The 19,686-nt window shown below is 73.1% G+C and carries 14 protein-coding genes and 1 pseudogene; 9 read left to right on the top strand and 6 right to left on the bottom strand.

Annotated features, from left to right (window positions below; translation table 11 throughout):
- Nucleotides 1-47: 47 nt before the first annotated feature.
- The 9 genes and pseudogenes from ACIRFL_RS11675 to ACIRFL_RS11635 all read left to right on the top strand — a co-directional run bounded on the left by ACIRFL_RS11675 (nt 48) and on the right by ACIRFL_RS11635 (nt 9,732).
- Nucleotides 48-1,043 carry a glycoside hydrolase family 11 protein gene (locus tag ACIRFL_RS11675; RefSeq protein WP_404026729.1) on the top strand — a complete coding sequence of 332 codons (996 nt, stop codon included), beginning with the start codon at nt 48-50 and terminating at the stop codon, nt 1,041-1,043.
- A 36-nt stretch (nt 1,044-1,079) separates the two neighbouring features.
- Nucleotides 1,080-1,781: pseudogene (locus tag ACIRFL_RS11670) on the top strand (polysaccharide deacetylase family protein); the annotation flags it as partial.
- A 145-nt stretch (nt 1,782-1,926) separates the two neighbouring features.
- A complete protein-coding gene (locus ACIRFL_RS11665) occupies nt 1,927-2,298 on the top strand; it encodes a DUF2255 family protein (RefSeq protein ID WP_404026727.1) in 372 nt (123 codons plus the stop codon).
- 107 nt (nt 2,299-2,405) lie between these two features.
- A complete protein-coding gene (locus ACIRFL_RS11660) occupies nt 2,406-3,503 on the top strand; it encodes a substrate-binding domain-containing protein (RefSeq protein ID WP_404026726.1) in 1,098 nt (365 codons plus the stop codon).
- A gap of 117 nt (nt 3,504-3,620) precedes the next feature.
- On the top strand, nt 3,621-4,952 hold the full coding sequence (locus ACIRFL_RS11655; protein ID WP_404026723.1) for an ABC transporter substrate-binding protein: 1,332 nt from the start codon (nt 3,621-3,623) through the stop codon (nt 4,950-4,952).
- A gap of 25 nt (nt 4,953-4,977) precedes the next feature.
- Nucleotides 4,978-5,958, top strand: coding sequence for a carbohydrate ABC transporter permease (locus ACIRFL_RS11650; protein ID WP_404026721.1), 981 nt, complete (start codon nt 4,978-4,980; stop codon nt 5,956-5,958).
- A complete protein-coding gene (locus ACIRFL_RS11645; protein WP_404026718.1) occupies nt 5,955-6,818 on the top strand; it encodes a carbohydrate ABC transporter permease in 864 nt (287 codons plus the stop codon). Before ACIRFL_RS11650 ends, ACIRFL_RS11645 begins: the two co-directional genes overlap by 4 nt.
- Nucleotides 6,815-7,840 carry a hydroxyacid dehydrogenase gene (locus ACIRFL_RS11640; RefSeq protein ID WP_404026716.1) on the top strand — a complete coding sequence of 342 codons (1,026 nt, stop codon included), beginning with the start codon at nt 6,815-6,817 and terminating at the stop codon, nt 7,838-7,840. The genes ACIRFL_RS11645 and ACIRFL_RS11640 overlap by 4 nt, the downstream gene beginning before the upstream one ends.
- Nucleotides 7,837-9,732: a DUF2264 domain-containing protein gene (locus tag ACIRFL_RS11635; RefSeq protein ID WP_404026715.1), complete on the top strand. Its 1,896-nt coding sequence runs from the start codon at nt 7,837-7,839 to the stop codon at nt 9,730-9,732. The genes ACIRFL_RS11640 and ACIRFL_RS11635 overlap by 4 nt, the downstream gene beginning before the upstream one ends.
- A gap of 42 nt (nt 9,733-9,774) precedes the next feature.
- Here ACIRFL_RS11635 and pstB read toward each other — a convergent pair whose 3' ends face one another.
- From pstB to pstA, 6 genes are all read right to left on the bottom strand, one after another.
- Nucleotides 9,775-10,572 (bottom strand): phosphate ABC transporter ATP-binding protein PstB, encoded by a 798-nt coding sequence (gene pstB / locus ACIRFL_RS11630; protein ID WP_404026981.1) that lies wholly within the window; start codon nt 10,570-10,572, stop codon nt 9,775-9,777.
- A 60-nt stretch (nt 10,573-10,632) separates the two neighbouring features.
- Complete coding sequence (locus tag ACIRFL_RS11625) at nt 10,633-11,541, bottom strand: sortase (RefSeq protein ID WP_404026713.1); 909 nt, start codon at nt 11,539-11,541, stop codon at nt 10,633-10,635.
- Between the two features lie 85 nt (nt 11,542-11,626).
- Complete coding sequence (locus ACIRFL_RS11620) at nt 11,627-13,618, bottom strand: Ig-like domain repeat protein (RefSeq protein WP_404026711.1); 1,992 nt, start codon at nt 13,616-13,618, stop codon at nt 11,627-11,629.
- Between the two features lie 135 nt (nt 13,619-13,753).
- Entirely contained in the window at nt 13,754-16,399 is a 2,646-nt protein-coding gene (locus tag ACIRFL_RS11615; protein WP_404026710.1) for a hypothetical protein, read from the bottom strand.
- Nucleotides 16,396-18,156 (bottom strand): substrate-binding domain-containing protein, encoded by a 1,761-nt coding sequence (locus ACIRFL_RS11610; RefSeq protein WP_404026709.1) that lies wholly within the window; start codon nt 18,154-18,156, stop codon nt 16,396-16,398. Before ACIRFL_RS11610 ends, ACIRFL_RS11615 begins: the two co-directional genes overlap by 4 nt.
- Nucleotides 18,156-19,685, bottom strand: a complete 1,530-nt coding sequence (gene pstA, locus ACIRFL_RS11605; protein WP_404026708.1) for a phosphate ABC transporter permease PstA — start codon at nt 19,683-19,685, stop codon at nt 18,156-18,158. Before pstA ends, ACIRFL_RS11610 begins: the two co-directional genes overlap by 1 nt.
- Nucleotide 19,686: the final 1 nt, after the last annotated feature.

The following is a 19,686-nucleotide window of genomic DNA, read 5'->3' as shown; positions in this document are numbered from 1 at the left end:
GGGTTCACGGTCCCGCACCCGCCCTTCACCGAGGAGGACGTACGCACATGAACCCGCCAGTCGCACGGAAGAGCCGCCCCCGCGGCCGGCTCGCGCGTCTCGTCACACGTGCCCGCGCCATCGCTCTGGCCGCCGTGGCGGTGCTGCTGCTGCCCGCGACCGCGAGCGCGGACACGGTCATCACCACGAACCAGACCGGCACGAACAACGGCTACTTCTACTCGTTCTGGACCGACGGCGGCGGATCGGTCTCCATGAACCTGGGCTCCGGCGGCGGTTACGGCACCTCCTGGAGCAACAGCGGCAACTTCGTCGCCGGCAAGGGCTGGAGCACCGGCGGACGCAAGAACGTGACCTACTCGGGCAGCTTCAACCCGTCCGGCAACGCCTATCTGGCGCTCTACGGCTGGACGACCAATCCGCTCGTGGAGTACTACGTCGTCGACAACTGGGGCACCTACCGGCCCACGGGCACGTACAAGGGCACCGTCACCAGCGACGGCGGCACATACGACATCTACCAGACCACCCGCGTCAACGCGCCCTCGATCGAGGGGATCCGGACGTTCAACCAGTACTGGAGCGTCCGGCAGTCGAAGCGGACCGGGGGCACCATCACCGCCGGCAACCACTTCGACGCCTGGGCCCGGGCCGGAATGCCCATGGGCGCCTTCAACTACATGATCCTCGCGACCGAGGGCTACCAGAGCAGCGGCAGCTCCAACATCACGGTGAGCGAGTCCAGTTCGGGCGGCGGCGGTGGAGGCGGCGGCGGTGGCGGCTGCACCGCGACGCTCTCCGCCGGGCAGCAGTGGAGCGACCGCTACAACCTCAACGTCTCCGTCACCGGCTCCAGCAACTGGACCGTCACCATGAACGTCCCCTCCCCCGAAAAGATCATCGCCACCTGGAACGTCGACGCCACCTACCCGAGCTCCCAGGTCCTGACCGCCAGGCCCAACGGCAACGGCAACAACTGGGGCGTCACCGTCCAGTCCAACGGCACCTGGACCTGGCCGACCGTCACCTGCAGCGCGAGCTGACCCACGACCGTCCGAGACCACCGCAGAGAGGTCAGCATGCGCATCACACCACGTCCGCCGGCACGCGGCCCGCTCACGGGGCTCGTCGTCGCCGCGCTGGCCGCGACCGCGCTGGTCGCCGCCGGCCCCGCCCCGTCGCACGCCGCCGCCTGCACCGGCTACGTCGGGCTCACCTTCGACGACGGCCCGTCCGCGGACCGCACGCCCGCCCTGCTCGACGCGCTCACACACAACGGGCTGCGGGCCACGATGTTCAACGAGGGCCGGTTCGCGGCCTCCTACCCGGCGCAGGTGAGGGCCGAGGTCGACGCGGGCATGTGGGTCGGCAACCACAGCTACACCCATCCGCACCTGATCCAGCAGAGCCAGGCGCAGATCGACTCGGAGCTCTCCCGCACCCAGCAGGCGATCGCCGGTGCGGGCGGCGGCACACCGAGGCTGTTCCGTCCGCCGTACGGCGAGACCAACGCGACGCTCAGGTCGGTCGAGGCCAAGTACGGCCTGACCGAGGTCATCTGGGACGTCGACTCGCAGGACTGGAACGGCGCGAGCACGGACGCCATCGTGCAGGCGGTCAACCGGCTCGGCAACGGCCAGGTCGTCCTCATGCACGAATGGCCGGCCAACACCCTCGCGGCGATCCCGCGCATCGCGCAGGCACTGGCCGCCCGCGGCCTGTGTTCGGGGATGATCTCCCCGCAGACCGGGCGGGCCGTGGCGCCGGCCGGCGGCGCCGGCCCGAGCTGACCCGCGCGCCCCGGTCGTGGAGAGATGGGTCGCTGGTCATGCTGGTGAGTGCGGCACCGTTCGCAGGCCGCCCGGTCGGGGGGATCGCCTCCCCCTGGCCGCCCCAGTGTCTGGCGTTCCGAAGGAGGCCCCCGCGATGACGGCATGGACGAACGACGAACTGACCAGGATCGGCACGGCCGACGAACTCCAGATGGCCCCGGCCCGCGGCGACGGCACGCTGCGCGCGCCGGTGCCGGTGTGGGTGGTGCGCGACGGCGACGACCTCTACGTCCGCTCCTACCGCGGCGACGACGGCGTGTGGTGGCGCACCGCCCGCGCGAGCCACGAGGGCCACATCCGCTCCGGCGGCGTCGACCGGGACGTCGCCTTCGCCGAGGAGGCCGACTCCGCCGTCAACGACCGCATCGACACGGCGTACCGCACGAAGTACGGCCGCTACGGCGGCGCCTATGTCGACCCGATGGTGGCCGCCCGGAGCACCACGCTGAAGCTCCTGCCCCGGTGACCGGTGCCCGTCCCGAGTGAGCCCGTCTGACCCGCGTGATCCCGCCCGCGATCGTTATGATGCGCGCATCGTTCAAACGAACATGGCTCGCACGGTGGGAGGGGCTCATGCGGGAGCCGGTCGACGTCAGGCGGCAGCGGATCCTGGCCGCGGTCCAGGCCAGGGGCGCCGCTCGGGTGAGTGACCTCGCCGCGGAGCTCCAGGTGTCGGTGGTGACGGTGCGCCGTGACGTGGAGGAGCTGACCCGCGAGGGCCGGCTGCGCCGCGGGCACGGCGTCGTCCGGTCGGTGCTGCCCGAGCCGCTGCCGCCGGGCGAGGTCCCGGACGGGGACGCCGTCGCCGTGGTGGTGCCCGAGCGGCACACATATCTGTACGAGGCGCTGCACGGCGCGCGCACCGTGCTGGAGGAGGCCGGGGTGCGCATCGCGCTGCACATCGCGCCCCAGGCGGCCGGTGCCGAGCGCCCGCTGGTGGAGCGGGCGCTCGCGGACGGCGTGCGGGGCCTGCTGCTGGCGCCCCGCTGGCGGTCCCTCGCGGAGGAGGAGGCCGACTACGCGTGGCTGGCCGCGCTGCGGGTGCCCGCCGTGCTGATGGAGCGCCGGCCCCGGCCCGGCAGCGCGCTGTCCGCCGTGGACTCGGTGTGCTCGGACCACCGGCACGGCGCGCGGCTGGCGGTGGAGCACCTGGTGGCGCTCGGCCACCGGCGGATCGTGTTCGCCACCCGGGACGACAGTCCCACCGCGCGGACGCTGCGGGCGGCGCTCGGGGAGATCGCGAAGGCGCATCCGCTGGTGGAGGACTGGGCGTGGGCGCTGAGTTCGCCGTCGGCCGGCCAGGGCGGCCCGTACACGGACCGGCAGAGCGCGGAGCTGTCCGCGCTGCTGCGCGAGAAGCGGGCGACTGCGGCCGTGCTGCACGGTGACGTCGACGCGCTGATGATGATCCAGCGGCTGGCGGAGAACGCGGTGCGGGTGCCCGAGGACTGCTCGGTGGTGGCGTACGACGACGTGGTGGCCGGTATCGGCACGATTCCGTTGACGGCGGTCGCCCCGCCGAAGGCGGAGGTCGGCCGGGTGGCGGCCGAGCTGCTGCTCCAGCGGTTGGACAAGGCGCGCGGGGCCGCGTGGTCGGTGCGGCGCGTCGAGTTGCTGCCGACGCTGGTCGTGCGGGGCTCGACCGCCGCGCACACCGAAACCGACGACTGAGCGTTTGACCGCTTTATTTTCTTCTGATCGATCTATTGACCGCTTGTGGTGGGCCGATCAGTATTCCCGTGTCCCGAACCGCGTGTCCCCGGACACGCACGAGCCGCGGGAGGCCGCATGCCCGGTCGACACAGTCGTCGATCCGTGCTCGCCGCGCTGGCCGCCGCATCGCTGACAGGAGCCGTGAGCGCCTGCAGCACCGCAGCGGACAGCCGTGCACGCAGCACCGGTGGAACGACCCGGATCACCTTCTGGTCCGCCCTGCGGGGCAGTCAGGAGGTGGTCGACGCGTTCAACCGCACGCACGACCACATCCAGGTGGAGTTCCAGCAGATCCCCTCGGGGCAGCAGGGCGGTTACGCCAAGCTCTCCAACGCCGCCCGGGCGGGAAACGCCCCGGACGTCGCCACGATCGAGTACCCGCAGGTGCCGGGCTTCGCCATCGACGGGGTCGCCCGGGACATCACCGATCTGGTCAGCGACTCCCTGCGGGGCAGGCTGCTGCCCCAGGCACTGGGCCTGACCACCTTCGAGGGCCGGGTGTTCAGCGTGCCACTGGACGTGGAGCCGATGGTCATGCACTACCGGTTCGACCTGTTCCGCCGCCACGGTCTCCAAGTGCCGCGCACCTGGGACGAGTTCGCCGACCTGGCGCGTATCGTGCGGCGCGATCTGCCCGGCCGGCGGCTGGTGCTGTTCCCCACGGACGGGTCGACCCAGTTCGCGGCGTACGCCTGGCAGGCGGGCGCGCGCTGGTTCGACACCTCGAAGGGCGCCTGGAACGTCTCCCTGGCCGACGCGCCGAGCCGGCGGGTCGCCGCGTACTGGCAGCGGCTCATCGACGACGACGTGGTCTTCGTGAACGCCTCGGAGAGCCGGCAGTCCGACGCGCAGATCGGCACCGGGCTGGTCCTCACCCGGCTCAGCGGCGCCTGGGACGCCGGCGCCCAGATGAAGGCGCAGCCCGCGCAGCAGGGGCAGTGGCGGATCGCCCCGCTGCCGCAGTGGGACACGGACCGTCCGGCGGTCGGCACGCACGGCGGCTCGACGTTCGCCGTCACCAAGGACAGCCGGCACCCCGAGGCCGCGATGGAGTTCATCGAGTGGCAGGTCTCCCACCCCGACGCGCTGCGCGCCCGGCTGTCCAGCGGGACGAGCAGCCAGTACCCGGCGGCGAGCGCGCTGGTCGCGGTGGGCCGGGAGGCGTTCGACCGCTCCTACTACGGCGGCCAGGACATCTACCGGCTCTTCCAGCAGGAGGCGGAGCGGATCCGCGACGGCTGGGTGTGGGGTCCCCGGATGACCGCCACCGGGCGTCTCATGCAGGACTCCTTCGCCCGCGTCGGCGCCGGACAGGGCTCACTCGTCGGGTCGTTGCGCGCGGCCCAGGAGGGCACCATGCCCGATCTGCGGGCCCTGGGCCTCGCGACCACCCAGCACAGCACCTGAGCCGCCCGAAAGGCAGGTGAGACCCATGTCCGTGACCGCCCCCGACCCGGCGCCGGCCCTCGTGCCGCCGTCCGCCGCGCCCGTCCGCGCGGGCCGTACCCGCACGGCGACCCGGCGCCGCCGACTCGCCGCGTGCGGCGCGCTGATGACCCCGTTCTTCGCCCTGCTCGTCACGGTGTTCCTGATCCCCGTCGGCACGGCCGTCTACCTCAGCTTCTTCAGCGCCGACGAACCGGGCCTCGGCTTCGGCCCCGAACGCACCGTCTTCGTCGGGCTGCGCGGCTACCTCGCCGTCCTGACCGACCCGACGTTCCTCGGCGGACTGGCCACCGTGGCGCTGTACTGCCTGGTGTACATCCCGCTGATGGTCCTCGGCGCGCTGGCCCTGGCCCTGCTGCTGGACTCCGGAGTGGTACGCCTGCGCGCCTGGGCGCAGTTGGGGCTGTTCCTGCCGCACGCCGTCCCCGGCATCATCGCGGCCCTGATCTGGCTGTACCTCTACACCCCCGGCATCAGCCCGGTCATCGAGCTGTTCGCCCGCGCCGACATCACCCTCGACTTCCTGGGCCTGCACACCGTGCTCCCGTCCATCGTGAACATCGCCCTGTGGAGCAATCTCGGCTACAACATGGTGGTCTTCTACGCCGCCCTGCAGGCCGTGCCCCGCGAGGTGCTGGAGGCGTCGGTGGTCGACGGGGCCGGGCCGGTGCGCACGGCCCTTGAGGTCAAGACCCCGCTGATCCGCGCCTCGATCGTGATGGTCGCCATGTTCACCCTGATCTGGGCGCTCCAGCTGTTCACCGAGCCGGTGCTGCTCAGCCAGTCGTCGCCGATGATCAACTCCCGGTTCTCGCCGAGCATGTACATCTACGACGCCGCGTTCACCCGCAACAACTACGGCCTGGCGGCGGCCGCCTCGGTGATCCTGCTGCTGTGCACCATCGCGCTCTCCTACGCCGTCACCCGCTGGACCAGCCGCACCGACACCCCCGAGGAGGCACGATGAGCGCCGCCGGCAGCACGCTCGAACGGCCCCGGCTGCTGGGCCGGGCCACGGTCAACACCGTCGTGGCGGTCTCCGTCCTCTACACCCTGCTGCCCGTGCTGTGGCTGGTGCTGGCCGCGGGCAAGAACCGGGACGCGCTCTTCAGCAGTTCCCTGCTGTCCGCGCACGACTTCTCGTTCGCGCAGAACCTGCGGGACCTTTTCGCCATGGACGGCGGGCAGTACGGCCGGTGGTACCTCAACAGCCTGGTGTACGCGGTGGTCGGCGCCGCGGTCGGCGCGCTGGTGAGCGTCGCCTGCGGCTACGCGTTCGACAAGTACCGTTTCCGGCACAAGGAGAAGCTGTTCGGTCTGGTGCTCGCGGCGGTCATGGTGCCGCAGACCGTCCTCGCGCTGCCGCTGTACCTGATGGCGTCCGGCGCCGGACTGGTCAACACGTTCTGGTCGGTGTTCATCCCCGTCCTGTTCAACCCGTTCGGCGTCTACCTGGGCCGCATCTTCAGCCAGGGCTATGTGCCCGACGAGATCCTGGAGGCGGCGCGCATCGACGGCGCCGGCGAACTCGCCACGTATGCCAGAGTGGCGCTGCGGATGCTGGGCCCCGGCCTCGTCACCGTCTTCCTCTTCCAACTCACCACGATCTGGAACAACTTCTTCCTGCCCATGGTCATGCTCTCGGACCAGGACCTGTATCCCGTCAGCCTCGGCCTGTACACCTGGAACAGTTCGGCCAGCGTGTCGCCCGAGTACTACCCCGTGGTGATCATGGGTTCGCTGCTCGCGGTGCTCCCGCTGATCCTCGCCTTCGTCCTGCTCCAGCGTTTCTGGCGCAGCGGCCTGACCGCGGGAGCCGTCAAGTGACCTTGCCGGTGCCGGGCCCGCGCCCCCGGGCCGCGCTCGCCATGTCCCGGGACGCCGCCGCGGCCGTCCTCGATCCGGCCGCGCTCGCCGCGCTCGGCGCGATCTGCGACCTCGCCGGGCCGCCCGCGCTGGACGATCTGAGCACACCGCGGGCCCGGTCCGTGCTCGCCGACGTCGATCTGCTGGTCACCGGCTGGGGCTGTCCGCCGCTGGACACGGCGGTGCTGGCCGCGGCGCCACGGCTGCGCGCCGTGGTGCACACCGCGGGCAGCGTGCGCGGCCATGTCACCGAGGCATGCTGGGAGCGCGGCATCGAGGTGTCCTCCGCCGCCACGGCCAACGCCCTGCCGGTGGCCGAGTACACCCTCGGCATGATCCTGCTCAGCGGCAAGCGGGTGCTGGAACGGGCCCGTGACTACCGGGCGTCGCGCGAGCGCGACAACTGGCTGCGGCTGCCCCCCGCCGTCGGCAACCACCGCCGCAGGGTCGGCATCCTTTCGGCGTCGCTGATCGGCCGCCGGGTCATCGAACTGCTGCGCCCGCACGACATCGAGGTGCTGCTGCACGACCCGTACGTGGATGCCGCCCAGGCGGCCGAACTCGGTGTCGAACCGGTCGATCTGGCGGACCTCTTCGCCCGCTGCGACACCGTCAGCGTGCACACCCCGCTGCTGCCCGCGACCCGCGGCCTGGTCGGCCGGAAGCTGATCGATTCCATGCCGCCCGGCGCCGTACTGATCAACACCGCCCGGGGCGCCGTCGTCGACCAGGAGGCGCTGACCGACGCCGTGCTGGCCGGGCGGATCCGGGCCGTCCTGGACGTCACCGATCCCGAAGTGCTGCCCGCGGACCACCCGTTGTGGGACTGCGAGCACGCGCTGCTCACCCCGCACCTCGCCGGCTCCCAGGGCAACGAGCTGCGGCGTCTCGCCGACCTCGCGCTCGCCGAGACCGCCCGCTGGGCCTCCGGCGCCGGCTTCCGGCATCCGGTACGACGCGAAAGGCTGGCCTTCCTCGCATGAGCATCCCCTTCCGACTGCCCGCCCCGGACCTCGACACCAGCCCGTACACCGGCTACACCCGGGCGCACTGGGAGGCGGTGGCGGACGGTCTGCTCGGTGCCGCCTGGCGCTGGGCCACGCCCGGCGGCGCACTGCTCGACCTGCCCGGCCGGCCCTCACGCTCGGGGGTGCGGTCCGACGGGCTCGAGGGCTATGCCCGCACGTTCCTCGCCGCCGCGTTCCGGGTGGCGGGCGCGGGCGGCGACGATCCGCACGGCTGGCTCGACCGCTATGCGCGCGGCCTCGCCGCGGGCACCCGCACGCCCGGCCGTGACGACGCCGAGTCCTGGCCGCTGATCCTCGACCACGACGTACAGGGCCAGCCGATGGTCGAGTCGGCGTCGGTCGCGCTGGGTCTGCGGCTGACCGCGCCGTGGCTGTGGCGGCACCTCGACGAGGACGTCCGGGACGCGACGGAGCGGTGGCTGCGCGGAGCGCTGCGGCATGTGCCCGCGCCGAACAACTGGTACCTCTTCCCGTTCACCGTCGCCGGGTTCCTCGAGTCGGTGGGCCGCGGCGACGCACAGACGGCGGCGGTGCGGCGGCGGGCGCTGGAACTGCTGGAGGGCTGGTACCGCGGCGACGGCTGGTACGCGGACGGCGACGGCCGGGCCTTCGACCACTACAACGGCTGGGCCCTGCACCTGTATCCGGTGCTCGACGCGCACCTCGGCGGCGACGCCGGCCCGCTGCAGCGCTACGGCGCGCGGCTGCGCTCCCACCTTGAGGGTTTCTCCCTGATGTTCGGCGCGGACGGCGCGCCGCTGCACTTCGGACGGTCGCTGACCTACCGGTTCGCCGCCTCGGCGGCGGTGTCGCTGGGCGCCGTCACCGGGCACACCCCGCTGGCGCCCGGCGTCTCCCGGCGGCTGGCCAGCGGCACCCTGCGGCACTTCCTGGAGCGCGGCGCGCCGGGCGCCGACGGTCTGCTCGGCCTCGGCTGGTACGGCCCGCACGAGCCGACGCTGCAGCCCTACTCAGGGCCCGCGTCGCCGTACTGGGCGTCGAAGGCGTTCGTGTCGCTGCTGGCGCCCGGCGACCATCCGCTGTGGACGGCACCGGAGCAGGCCGCGCCGGTGGAGCGGGCCGACCGGGTCCTGGCCCTGCCGGCGCCCGGTCTGCTCGTGCAGGCCACCCGCGCGGACGGCGTCGTACGGCTGCACAACCACGGCAGCGACCACGTCCGGCCGCACGAGGGCGAGACGGCGGCCGGCGACGATCCGCACTACGGCCGGCTGGCCTACTCCACCCGGACCGGCCCCACGTCGCCTACGAACCCGGCGGACAACCATCTGGCGGTTCAGGTGGCGGGACGCGGCAGTGTGCGGCGCCGCGTCCGTCCGCTCGGCGCCGGCCACGGCGAGGGCTGGGGCTGGGCGGCGTCCTGGCACCGGCCCGTGTTCGCGGCCGGAGCGCCGATGGTGCCGGGGCTGCGGGTGGAGAGCGTGACCGTGGCGTACGGGCACTACGAGGTGCGGGCGCACCGGGTGCTCGGGGCGCCGGCCGGGGCGCGGGTCACGCACACCGGCTGGGCGACCGGGCCGGACGAGGGCCTGGTCTCGGCCCTGCACCCGCTGCACGGCTGGGACGGGCCGGCGACGACGCTGCGGGCGCCCCAGGGCACCGCGTACACCCGGTGGGCGCTGGTGCCGCGGCTGACCGGGGCGGCGGGCGGCACCTCCGTGCACGTCTGCCTGGCCGTGCTCGGCGCCGCCGTGGACGTGCCGCCCCTGGCGGAGGCGGTCACCGAAGTCACGGTCCACGGCGACACCGTCGAGATCACCTGGGCCTCCCCCGGCCGGCACACCCGCATCGCCTTCGACCCCGTCCACGTCACCCATGCCGCCGGCTGACCAGGGGCCCGGTGTCCGGGACCGGCCGCCCCGCGGGGGAGGTCAGCCGAAGCGGCCGGCCACGTAGTCCGCCGTTCGCTGGTCCTTCGGGGTATGGAAGACGTCGTCGGTGGCGCCGTGCTCGACGACGGCGCCGGGTGTGCCCTGCTCGGCGAGGAAGAACGCACACTGCTGGGAGACCCGGGCGGCCTGCTGCATGTTGTGGGTGACGATCACGATCGTCACCTGGCCGGCCAGGTCGTGGATGGTCTCCTCCACCCGGCGGGTGGAGGTGGGGTCGAGCGCCGAGCACGGTTCGTCCATCAGCAGCACCCGGGGCCGTACGGCCAGCGCGCGGGCGATGCACAGCCGCTGCTGCTGACCGCCGGACAGGGCCCCGCCGGGCTGGCGGAGCCGGTCGCGGACCTCCTTCCACAGCCCGGCGCGGGTCAGCGACTCCTCCACCAGTTCGTCCTTGGCGTGGCGGCTCACCTTGGCCCCGGTCAGCTTCAGCCCCGCCACCACGTTGTCGTAGATCGACATGGCGGGGAACGGGTTGGGCTTCTGGAAGACCATGCCGATGCGGCGGCGGGCGTCGGTCAGCCGCCACCCGGGGTCGTAGATGTCCTCGCCCTCGAACAGCACCTCGCCGCCGAGGGCCGCGCCGGGGATCAGCTCGTGCATGCGGTTGAGGGTCCGCAGAAAGGTCGACTTGCCGCATCCGGAGGGACCGATCAGGGCGGTCACCTGACCCGCGGGCATGGTCAGCGACACCCGGCTGAGCACCTGGTGGCTGCCGAACCACGCCGAGACGGCCCGCGCCTCAAGGGTGGCGGGAGCGGCGGACGGGGCGTCGGTCACGGGGAGTACGGCGGTGTCGGTCACGGTGGGCTACCTCGGTTCGGGCGGCGGTGCGCCGGGTCAGAGCAGATTGGGAAGCAACTCGGTGGTGCGGGTGGCGACCTGGAGGCCCAGCACGGCGACGACGGGTGCGAAGACGATCCAGGTCTGGTGGCCGCCCCAGCGGTGCCACGCCCACACCGCGGCGACCGCCGTCAGCAGCAGCGCCTGCAGCCACATCACCAGGGGCCAGGGGATGCCGGACAGGCGGGCCAGCGGCTCCTCGCCGGCCGGCAGGGTGCCGGCGCGGATGACCGCGGCCGGGGTCCGGAACGGCGCGGACACCAGGTCGGCGTCGACGCGCAGCACGCCGCCCGGCGCGAACCGCGGGCCGGTGGCGGTCACCAGCACCAGCCGGCCCTTGCCTGCGGCCAGGGTGGGCGGCGCCGGGTCACCGGCCCGGCGTACGTCGCTGACCCGGAACGCGGCCTTGCCCTGGCCGGTGGTCACGGTGAGGGTGTCGCCCGCGGCGAGGTCGGCCAGCCGGCCGAACGGACCGCCGTACGCGGCGGCCCGGCCCATCAGGACGCTGGTGCCCGCCTGCCCGGGCAGCGGGGTGTCCCGGCGGTGGCCGGGCCCGTCGGTGAGCACACCGGAGTCGGTGCCCTCCAGCACCACCTGGCTCAGGCCCAGTTTCGGTATGTCGATCAGGGCGAGCGGTGTGCCGGGTGCCAGCAGGTCGCCCCGCAGGTCGGTCTGGGACACCGGCGCGGTGCCCAGGGCGAGTTCGCCCCGCAGCTCGTCGAAGGCCGCGTGCTGCGCGCTGTGCTGCTGGATCCCGCTGACCAGCAGGAGCTGGGCGGTGATGCCGAGCAGCAGCGCGGCGAGGCTGAGCAGGGCGCCGCGGGCCAGATGGCGGACGGCGGTGACACCGCGGACACGGGTGCGCGGCGCGGCCGGGGCGAGCGTGGTCGGTGCGGCGACGGTCACGGCGGCCCGCCTCCTTCGCTGGTCGTCGGGTGGAGCCGGCGGGGGGACCACGGGGGCGCGTGGTCCCCCCGCCGGCGCGGGTGGGTCAGGTGGACTTGATGGTGAAGTCGGCGCCGGCCTTGTGGCCGACCGTCGAGGAGCCCGCGTAGGAGGCGTGCAGCACGTGCTTGCCGCGGCTCAGCTTCGGCAGGGTGATGGTCACCTTGCCGCCGCTCAGCGTGCCGGTGGCGCGCAGCTTGGTGCCCTCGTAGATGCGGACGGTGCCGGTCGGGGTGGTGCCGGTCGCGGTGACCTTGACCGAGACCTTGGCCCGGGCCGTGTGGCTGACGGTGGCGGGCGCGGAGGAGGTGACGGTCGGCGTCGCCTTGGTGATCTTCAGGGTGGCGGTCGTCGAGGACGCGTTGAGCTTGGTGTTGCCCGCGTAGGAGACGGACAGCGTGTGCGTGGCGACCTTGAGGTGGTTGGACAGGGAGACGGTGACCTTGCCGCCGCTGAGGGTGCCGCTGCCGAGGACGGTGCTGCCCTCCTTGACGGTGACCTTCCCGGTGGGGGCGACACCGTGCGAGCCGGTGACGATGACGGCGACCTTCGGCGTCCTGCCGTAGGCGGTCGTCGCGGCGGTCGCCTTGGTGGTGCTCACGTACTTGACGGAGCCCTTCCACGTGGCGGCGGGGCCCGTGCCGTTGAGGTTGGCGGCGGCGACGGTCGCGGTGTAGTCGCCGACGGCCAGTCCGGAGAAGGCGTACGAGGTGGTGCCTGCCGGGACGTCCTTGGTGGCCACGAGGGCGCCGTCCGAGCCGGTCAGTGTGACCCGGTAGTCGGTGAGCGGCAGTGCGGTGGCGGCCGGGGCGGTCCAGGACAGCTTCAGGCTCGCGTCGCCGGGGGTGGCCTTGAGCGCGGGCGCGGCGGGCGTCTTCGTGTCGAGGCCGGACTGCTCCAGGCCGCCCAGCTTGGCGTGCCGGGTCAGGTTGACGGAGCCGTTGTACGACTCGTTCACGAAGCCGAAGTCGGCGATGACCTTCTCGGCGGCGTCGGAGGCCATGGCGGCGGTGTGGCTGCCGCTGGTGACGAAGACGTCGTAGAGGTCCTTGTCGAAGAAGATGCCGGTCGGGTCGATCGCCCGGCTCGGCACGACGTTGTAGACGTCACGGCCGAAGGTGGCGTTCTCGTAGTAGGCGTTGACCGGGGCGAGCTTGCCGTTGACGGTCGTCACCGGGGAGGTGGCGCCGTTGTCGCCGGGCAGCTTCACGGCGGCCAGCTGACCGCCGGCGGCGGCAGCGGACTTGCTGTAGTCCGGGGAGACGCCGTTGATCTGGGCGATCCAGCTGCCCACGGAGAACGGCACCAGCGCGCCGTCCCGGGTGAGCGCGGCGTCGGCCTGGTTCTCCTGGACGGCCGCGACGGTCGGGGAGAGCGTGGCCTCACTGAGGCCGATCGCCGACAGGAAGAACTTGCGGGTGCCGGAGCCGCTTTGCGGGATCTTCGGGTACACGGTCTGGCCGTTCACCGTGGTGAGCTGGCCGGAGTAGATCTCGTGCAGCTGCTCCACCGTCAGGGTGCCGAGCGCCGAGCCCCGCACCGCGACGCCGACCGCGTCCCGGGCGAACGGGATGTAGGTGAGCGCGGTGCCGGAGGCGCTGGGGCCGCTGGAGGAGCGGGCGAAGTCGACCTGCCCCTTGATGGCCACACCGGCGGAGTCCGGGTACTTGTCGCCGGTCAGGGACTCGGTCAGGGCCAGCCGGCCGGCACCGGATCCGTTCGGGCGCAGGAAGGAGGGGCCGCCGGAGCGGGTGGTGATCTTGGAGGTGGTGGAGCCGGTGCCGGGCGCGATCGCGTCGTAGGAGGCGATCCTGGCGCCGCTTTCCGCCTTTACGGCGGTGCCGGTGTAGCTCTTGCCGTTCACGGTGTCGCCGGCCAGCGCGTTGAGCACGTCCTGGGTGGTGTCGGAGCCCACGCCGACGAGCTGGCGGAAGGTCCCCGCGGGGGTGGGGTCGGCGTACGCCGGGCTGGTCAGAGCCAGGCCGCCGGCCACCACGGCGGCGGCGACGAGCGCCGCCGTAGAGCGCGTTGTGCGCATCGAGTGTCTCCTGACGGTAGTGCGTAGCTGGAGAAGAGAGGTGAAGAGGGATCTGGCAGGGTGGTACCGGCCGTCCGCCCCGACTGCCTTTCGGGGCGGACGGCCGTCTGGGGAGCGCCGTGCGGGCGCTGGGCCTCAGGGCAGCAGGCGCCTGAGCCGTTCGGGCAGCGTGACGGCCGGTACGACGGTCACGGTCCGGCCGCCGGGCAGCGGCACCCGCAGCGGGAGCCGTGGCCTGGCGCCGCCGGCGAAGGGCGCGCCCACTCCGGCGACGGCGCCGAGCGCGGCGCCGACCGGGACGGCGTAACGCAGCGGGTTGCCGGGGTCGTCGGGCGTGCTGCCGGTGGCGGTGGTCTGCACGGCCTTGCCGCCGTCGAAGGAGGCCGCGGCGCTGGGCCGGGCGCTCGCGGCGCCGGCCGCGGCGCCGTCCGCGCCCGCCGCGCCGCCGGTGCCGGTGCCGGAACTTCCGCCGCTGCCGCCGGGGATGGTCTCGAAGCCGCCGGTGGCCGAGCCGCTGGCGCCGGCCCCGGTGCCGTCGCCGGGCGTGGCCGAGGAGGTGGGCCCGGTGTAGTGGAGCAGCGCGTCGGCGGCGCGGGCGGTGCGCTCGCGCAGGTCGGCGGGGAGCGGTGCGTAGCCGTCGGGCAGCCGGCCCGGGTCGGCGCCGCTGATCTGGCCGCTGCCCGCCGCGTACGTCAGCAGGGCCGCGTAGTCCTTGCGTGCGGCCGCGTCCAGCGTGCCGGGCCGTACCGCCGCGTACACCAGCTGGGCCAACGGGTAGGCGCCCGGTGCCTTGGCACCGGCCGGGGAGATCTCGGCGAGGCCCTTTCCGGAGGCGCTGCGTGCCGCCGCGGTCAGGGACGCGGCGCTCGGGTCGACGAAGCGGCCCGCGGCGTTGCGCAGTTTGGCGGTCTGCAATCCGTAACGGGCTGCGGAGGCCGCGTCGGTGACGGTGATCACGAACCGGGAGCCGACCGTCTGCGGGCCGGTGTTCTTGAAGGCGGGCGGATTGGCCAGCGCGTCCCAGTTGGACTTCCACAGCGTGTCGGCGCGCCGGGCGTGCAGGGCGCCGGAGTGCATGCTCTCGACGTAGGGGTGGAAGTCGGTCATGCACTGCTGGACGGTGGCGTCGGTGCCCGGCGGGACCGTGCACCACGGGTCGCTCTTCGGGTAGCTGTCCACATGGGACGGGTCGAAGCCGAAGCCGTTCGGGTTCAGGTCCGCGTTGGTGCTGTAGTACGGGTTGACGCGCATGCCCCAGTCGTCGGACACCCCGGCCAGAAACCGCCGGGCGTCCTGGTCGGACATGATCCACTGCCATAGCGCGCGTGCGGTGTCGGTGTGCCCGAGCGAGGTGATCAGATCGGTGTCGGTGGCGGGGGTCTCGGCGACCGAGAGGTGGGCGAACTCCGGGTTGAGGGCGACGAATTCGGGGTCGCTCGCGAGGCCCGCCGGGTTGCCCTTCGCCCAGCCGTAGCCCTTGGCCGCCTTGTCGCCGAGCACGGCGCCCCAGGGCGAGTTGCGGTAGGACTCGGTGAGCAGCTTGGCGACCAGGCGCGGGGTGAGGTCGATCGAGTCCACCTTCGTGCCGGCCAGTCGGCGGATGGCGTCGGGTGCGTCGGACTTGGGTCTGCGTTCGATGGTGAAGCCGATGACGGCGCCGGAGAGCGCGACCGGCGCGTAGGTCGTGGTGCCGGGCGGGGCCGTGGCGCCGTCGTCGGCACCCAGCGCGCGGGTGGTGAAGGCCAGCCCCAGCGAGCCGTCGGCGCCGAGGCGGGCGCGGGTGTCCGGCTCACCGAGCTGGGTGAAGCCGTAGACCCGTCCGGCCGGGCACAGGGCCGACTGCCAGCTGGTCATCGCGTCGGCGGCCAACTCGCTGCCCGTGGTGGGTCGTTCATGGGCGCCGAGGGCGCAGTTGGTGCCGACCGCGTTGAAGCCGAGCGGGATCGCGATGCGGTTCTTCCAGTTGCTGGAGGACACCGGGGAGCCCGCGTTGACCTGGCTGTGGTCGGCGTAGGGGCGGCCGTCGAGGTCCAGGTGGCCCTGGGGGACGATCACCAGCCAGCAGGGGCGCGGCCGGGTGGTGCCGCCGCTGGTGACCGGCGCGCCGCAGCCCAGGTGCGGCGCCTCGTTGGCGGTCTGCACCTCGACGTACTCGCGGCCGGTGCCGTCGGCTCCGGTGCGGGCGAAGTCGACCTCGTTCGTGGTGTTGCGGTTGAAGAAGGCGTTGTTCTGGGTGCCGGTGGTGATGACCGTGCCGTCCACCGACTTGAACGGCACCTCGGCCGGGGCGTTGGGGTTGGCCGCCCCGAACCGGTCGTCCTGGCCGTAGTTGGTGGGGTCGGCGCTGTAGAAGACCTGACGGGTGTCGTCCTGCCCGTTGCCGGGCCAGTTGCCGCGGTCGGTGGTCGGGGACGCGCCGTACTGGCACTGGGTGCGCGGCGGTCCCGGGTTGCCCGGGACGGTGCCGTCGTCGTCGCCCCAGCACTGCATGATCTGCACGAAGTCCGTGTTGAACAGCGTGCCCGCGAAGGTGGTCGGGGTGCCGCCGGTCCAGGAGACCGTGATGGCCTGGCTGGTGAGGTGGGTGGTCTGGTCGACGGTGAACTTCATGTCCTTGAACTCGCCGCGGCCCGAGACGGTGACGGCGGAGTCGGCGGCGCCGGCCGCGGCCGAGGAGGGGGCGGCTGCCTGGGTCACGGCGAGCCCGGCGAGGGCGCCGACCGCGGCGCCGGCGACCAGGCGGACGAGGGCGCGGCGCAGCCGCGTCCGGATCGGCTTCACCGGGAACCCTCCTTCGTGCCGGCGCCGCCCCGGTGTTCACCGGCGTCGGCCCGGGAGCGCGCCCCGACCAGCCGGGACACCGTCGACGGCAACAGCAGCAGGGCGAGGACGAGGAACGCGGCCAGCAGCATCAGGGTCTGGGTGCCGCTCCAGCCGTGCCGGCCGGCGATGGCGACGGGCTGGGCGAGGGCCACGGTGCCGTCCGCGGCGGTGCCGCTGCCTGTGGAGGCCGAGCCGCCGGGCGCCAGGGTCTGTCCGGTGTCGGGGTCGATGGAGGGCCGGGCGCCGCCGGAGCCGCCCGCGGCGCTCGCGCCGGTCGCGGCGCCGCCGCCCGTCGATCCGCCGGTGGCCGTGCCGCCGGTGGCACCGCCGTTCGCCGAGCCGCCGGCCGAACCGCCCGACGTGCCGCCCGACGTGCCGCCGGAACCGCCGGATCCGCCACCGGACTTGGCGCCGCCGCTGCCCGAGGTGCAGGGCGCCGCGCCCTTCTTGTCGCAGTCCGCCGGGTAGGGCGCGGTCTGGGCGAGCTTGTTCTGCCCGGTGGTGGTGAAGGTCGGGTTGTTGCAGCCCTTGATGTTGATGTTCTGCGCCTGGACGCCGGGGATCCGGCGGATCTGGTCGAAGCCCGCCTTCACCAGGTTGATGGGCAGGGGCGAATAGCCGAGCTGGGGCGCCTGTTGCTGGCCCTGGCACATGAAGTAGTAGGAGAACGCGCCGAGCGTCTTGCCCTTGGCCTTGGTGAAGGTGCCCTGCACCGTCAGCGGCAGGATCATGTACGAGTAGCTGGAGAGCGGGTAGTTGCGCCGGTCGGTGTCGTTGTAGACGCCGTCGAGCTGCTGGGTGAGGTAGTCCGGGCTGCTCCTGTTGGTGTTGATCTTCGCCTTGAGCAGGGAGACCGCGACGTTCTGCGGGGTGGGTTCGGTGTAGTAGCCGGAGTGGTTGAGGACCTTGGCGACCGGGTAGTGCGCGTTGAGCGCGTAGGAGTAGTTGACGTAACCGATGGCGCCCTCGCCGTAGTTCTGGGCTACGTAGCCGGCCACGCCGAGGTCGCCGGACTGGGCGATCATCCCGGGGACGGTCGGGAAGTAGGAGGTCTGCCCGCAGGCGCCGGAGCGTCCGACGCGCCCGCAGTACGCCTGCCACAGCGCCTTGTGCTGATTGGCCATCCACAGCGTGAACTGGGCGGTGGAGCCGGAGCCGTCGGAACGGACGACGGGGACGACGGGGCGGCGCGGCAGTTGGAGTCCGGGGTTGTCGGCCTTGATGGCCGGGTCGTCCCAGGTCTTGATGACACCGGTGAAGATCTTGGTGACCACGTCGCCGGACAGGCGCAGGTTGGTGACCCGCTTGCCGTTGACGGTCAGGTGGTACATGAAGACGGTGCCGCCGGCCACGATCGGCATGTAGGCGTACGAGCCGGTGGCCGGCCGTTCCGCCGCCGATCCGTCGGTGGGGTGCGTCTGGAAGGGGATGTCCGAGACCGCGAAGTCGACGGTGCCGCTGAGGAACTGGCGGCGGCCGTCGGAGGAGCCGGTACCGGCGTAGCTGATCCGCATGCCGTACTGGTTGACGGCACGGCGCCACTCGTCGACGGCGTTCTCCGCCCAGGTGGAACCGGCGCCCGCGATGGGCGTGTAGCTCTCGGCGGCGGCCGGTGCGGCCAGGGGTCCGGCCAGCAGTCCGGCGAGCATGCCGAACAGCGCGCCGAGGATCCCGAGCGCCCGCAGGCGGCGCGGGCGGGTGAGGTGGCTGAGCATCAGTCGTCTTCTCCGGTGGTCTCGCCGGCGGTCTCTACGGGATCGGGGTCGGGGGCGGGGGCATCGCCGTGCGGCCCGCGCACGGCCGCGGATTCACCGGCGGTCGGGGACCCGGCAGACCGGTCATCCACCTGCCCCCGACCGCCTACCGGACCATCCCCGGCCTGGGCGCCGCCGGCTTGGGCGCCTGCGGCATCGACGGACTCGGTGTGCGCGGGCTCCGTCCCGACGGGCTGGGCACCGACGGACCGGGCGGCCCCGGCCCCGACGGGCTCCGTGGCCGCGGGGTGGGCTTCCCCGGCCGCGACGGGGTCGGGGTCGGGGGGCGGGGGCGAGGAGGGGCCGGGTGGGTGCGGGTGGGTGAAGCGGTCGGTGTCGCGGCGCGAGGCGCGGGCGGTGCGCCGGATCTGACGGCGGCTCAGCTGGCCGGGGCCGCGTCCGCCGATGACGCGGGCGATCGCGAACAGCACCAGTACCAGCGCCATCAGCACCGCCGCCGCGCCGAAGCCGCGGGCGATCATCGCCGGCTCGGGCGACTTGACGAAGTTGAACACGGCGAGCGGCAGGGACACCATGGGCCCGTCGGTGGGATTGGCGTTGACCGCCGCCGTGAAGCCCGCGGTCAGCAGGACGGGCGAGGTCTCGCCGATGCCGCGCGCGGTGCCGAGGATGACGGCCGTGGCGAGTCCGGAGCGCGCGGTCGGCAGGACCACGTGCCACACGGTGCGCCGACGCGACGCGCCCAGCGCCTCCGCCGCCTCGGTCAGCGTCCCGGGCACCAGCCGCAGCACCACGTCCGCCGCGCGGATCACGATCGGCAGCATCATCACGCTGATCGCGAAGCCCGCCGCGAGCCCGGACTTCTGCATGCCGAGACCGAGGATCCACACGGCGTACACCATGAGACCGGCGACGATCGAGGGCAGCGCGGTCATCGCCTCGACGATGGTCCGCACGAACCGGGAGAACCGCCCGGGGACCTGGTTGAGGTACACGGCGCAGGCGAGCCCCAGCGGCACGGTGATGGCGAGCGCGATGGCGATCATCATCAGCGTGCCGAGCATGGCGTGCGCGATGCCGCCGTGGGTGAGCGGGTCGAGCGGCCCCGAGGACTGCATGTCCTGGGTGAAGAAGTTGCCGTGCGGCAGCGCCTGGCGGCCGCGCCACGCGGTGAAGCCGACGACCAGGGCGAGTGCCGAGAACAGCAGCCCGGCCGCCGTCCACAGCACGACGGTCATCACCCGGTCCCGTACGGTCTGGCCGTCCTCCTCCAGGCCGGTGAGCACCGCGTAGAGGGCGAGGAAGAGCAGATACGCGGTGACGGCGAAGCCCAGCGTCCCGGAGAACGGGGCGAGTTGGCCGAACAGCAGCACGGTGACGCACAGCGCGGAGAGCGCGGCGCCGGTCGGTGCGAGCACGCCGGAGCGGCTGAGGCCGCCGATCCGCCGGGGTTCGTCGGGCCGTTCGGCCGGCGCCGTGAGCGGTGCCGCGGCGACGCTCTGTTCCAGGGTGTCGTTCAGGACGGTCATG

The organism is Streptomyces sp. NPDC102462 (assembly GCF_044765425.1).
Taxonomy (GTDB): Bacteria; Actinomycetota; Actinomycetes; order Streptomycetales; family Streptomycetaceae; genus Streptomyces.
This window is presented reverse-complemented; position numbering and strand designations above follow the sequence as displayed.

What these genes read in the sequence shown, in the direction of transcription:
- pstA (WP_404026708.1), bottom strand. Translation starts at nt 19,685, where the DNA reads ATGACCGTCCTGAACGACACCCTGGAACAGAGCGTCGCCGCGGCACCG.
- ACIRFL_RS11620 (WP_404026711.1), bottom strand. Translation starts at nt 13,618, where the DNA reads ATGCGCACAACGCGCTCTACGGCGGCGCTCGTCGCCGCCGCCGTGGTG.
- ACIRFL_RS11655 (WP_404026723.1), top strand. Translation starts at nt 3,621, where the DNA reads ATGCCCGGTCGACACAGTCGTCGATCCGTGCTCGCCGCGCTGGCCGCC.
- ACIRFL_RS11665 (WP_404026727.1), top strand. Translation starts at nt 1,927, where the DNA reads ATGACGGCATGGACGAACGACGAACTGACCAGGATCGGCACGGCCGAC.
- ACIRFL_RS11610 (WP_404026709.1), bottom strand. Translation starts at nt 18,156, where the DNA reads ATGCTCAGCCACCTCACCCGCCCGCGCCGCCTGCGGGCGCTCGGGATC.
- ACIRFL_RS11660 (WP_404026726.1), top strand. Translation starts at nt 2,406, where the DNA reads ATGCGGGAGCCGGTCGACGTCAGGCGGCAGCGGATCCTGGCCGCGGTC.
- ACIRFL_RS11675 (WP_404026729.1), top strand. Translation starts at nt 48, where the DNA reads ATGAACCCGCCAGTCGCACGGAAGAGCCGCCCCCGCGGCCGGCTCGCG.
- ACIRFL_RS11650 (WP_404026721.1), top strand. Translation starts at nt 4,978, where the DNA reads ATGTCCGTGACCGCCCCCGACCCGGCGCCGGCCCTCGTGCCGCCGTCC.
- ACIRFL_RS11645 (WP_404026718.1), top strand. Translation starts at nt 5,955, where the DNA reads ATGAGCGCCGCCGGCAGCACGCTCGAACGGCCCCGGCTGCTGGGCCGG.
- ACIRFL_RS11635 (WP_404026715.1), top strand. Translation starts at nt 7,837, where the DNA reads ATGAGCATCCCCTTCCGACTGCCCGCCCCGGACCTCGACACCAGCCCG.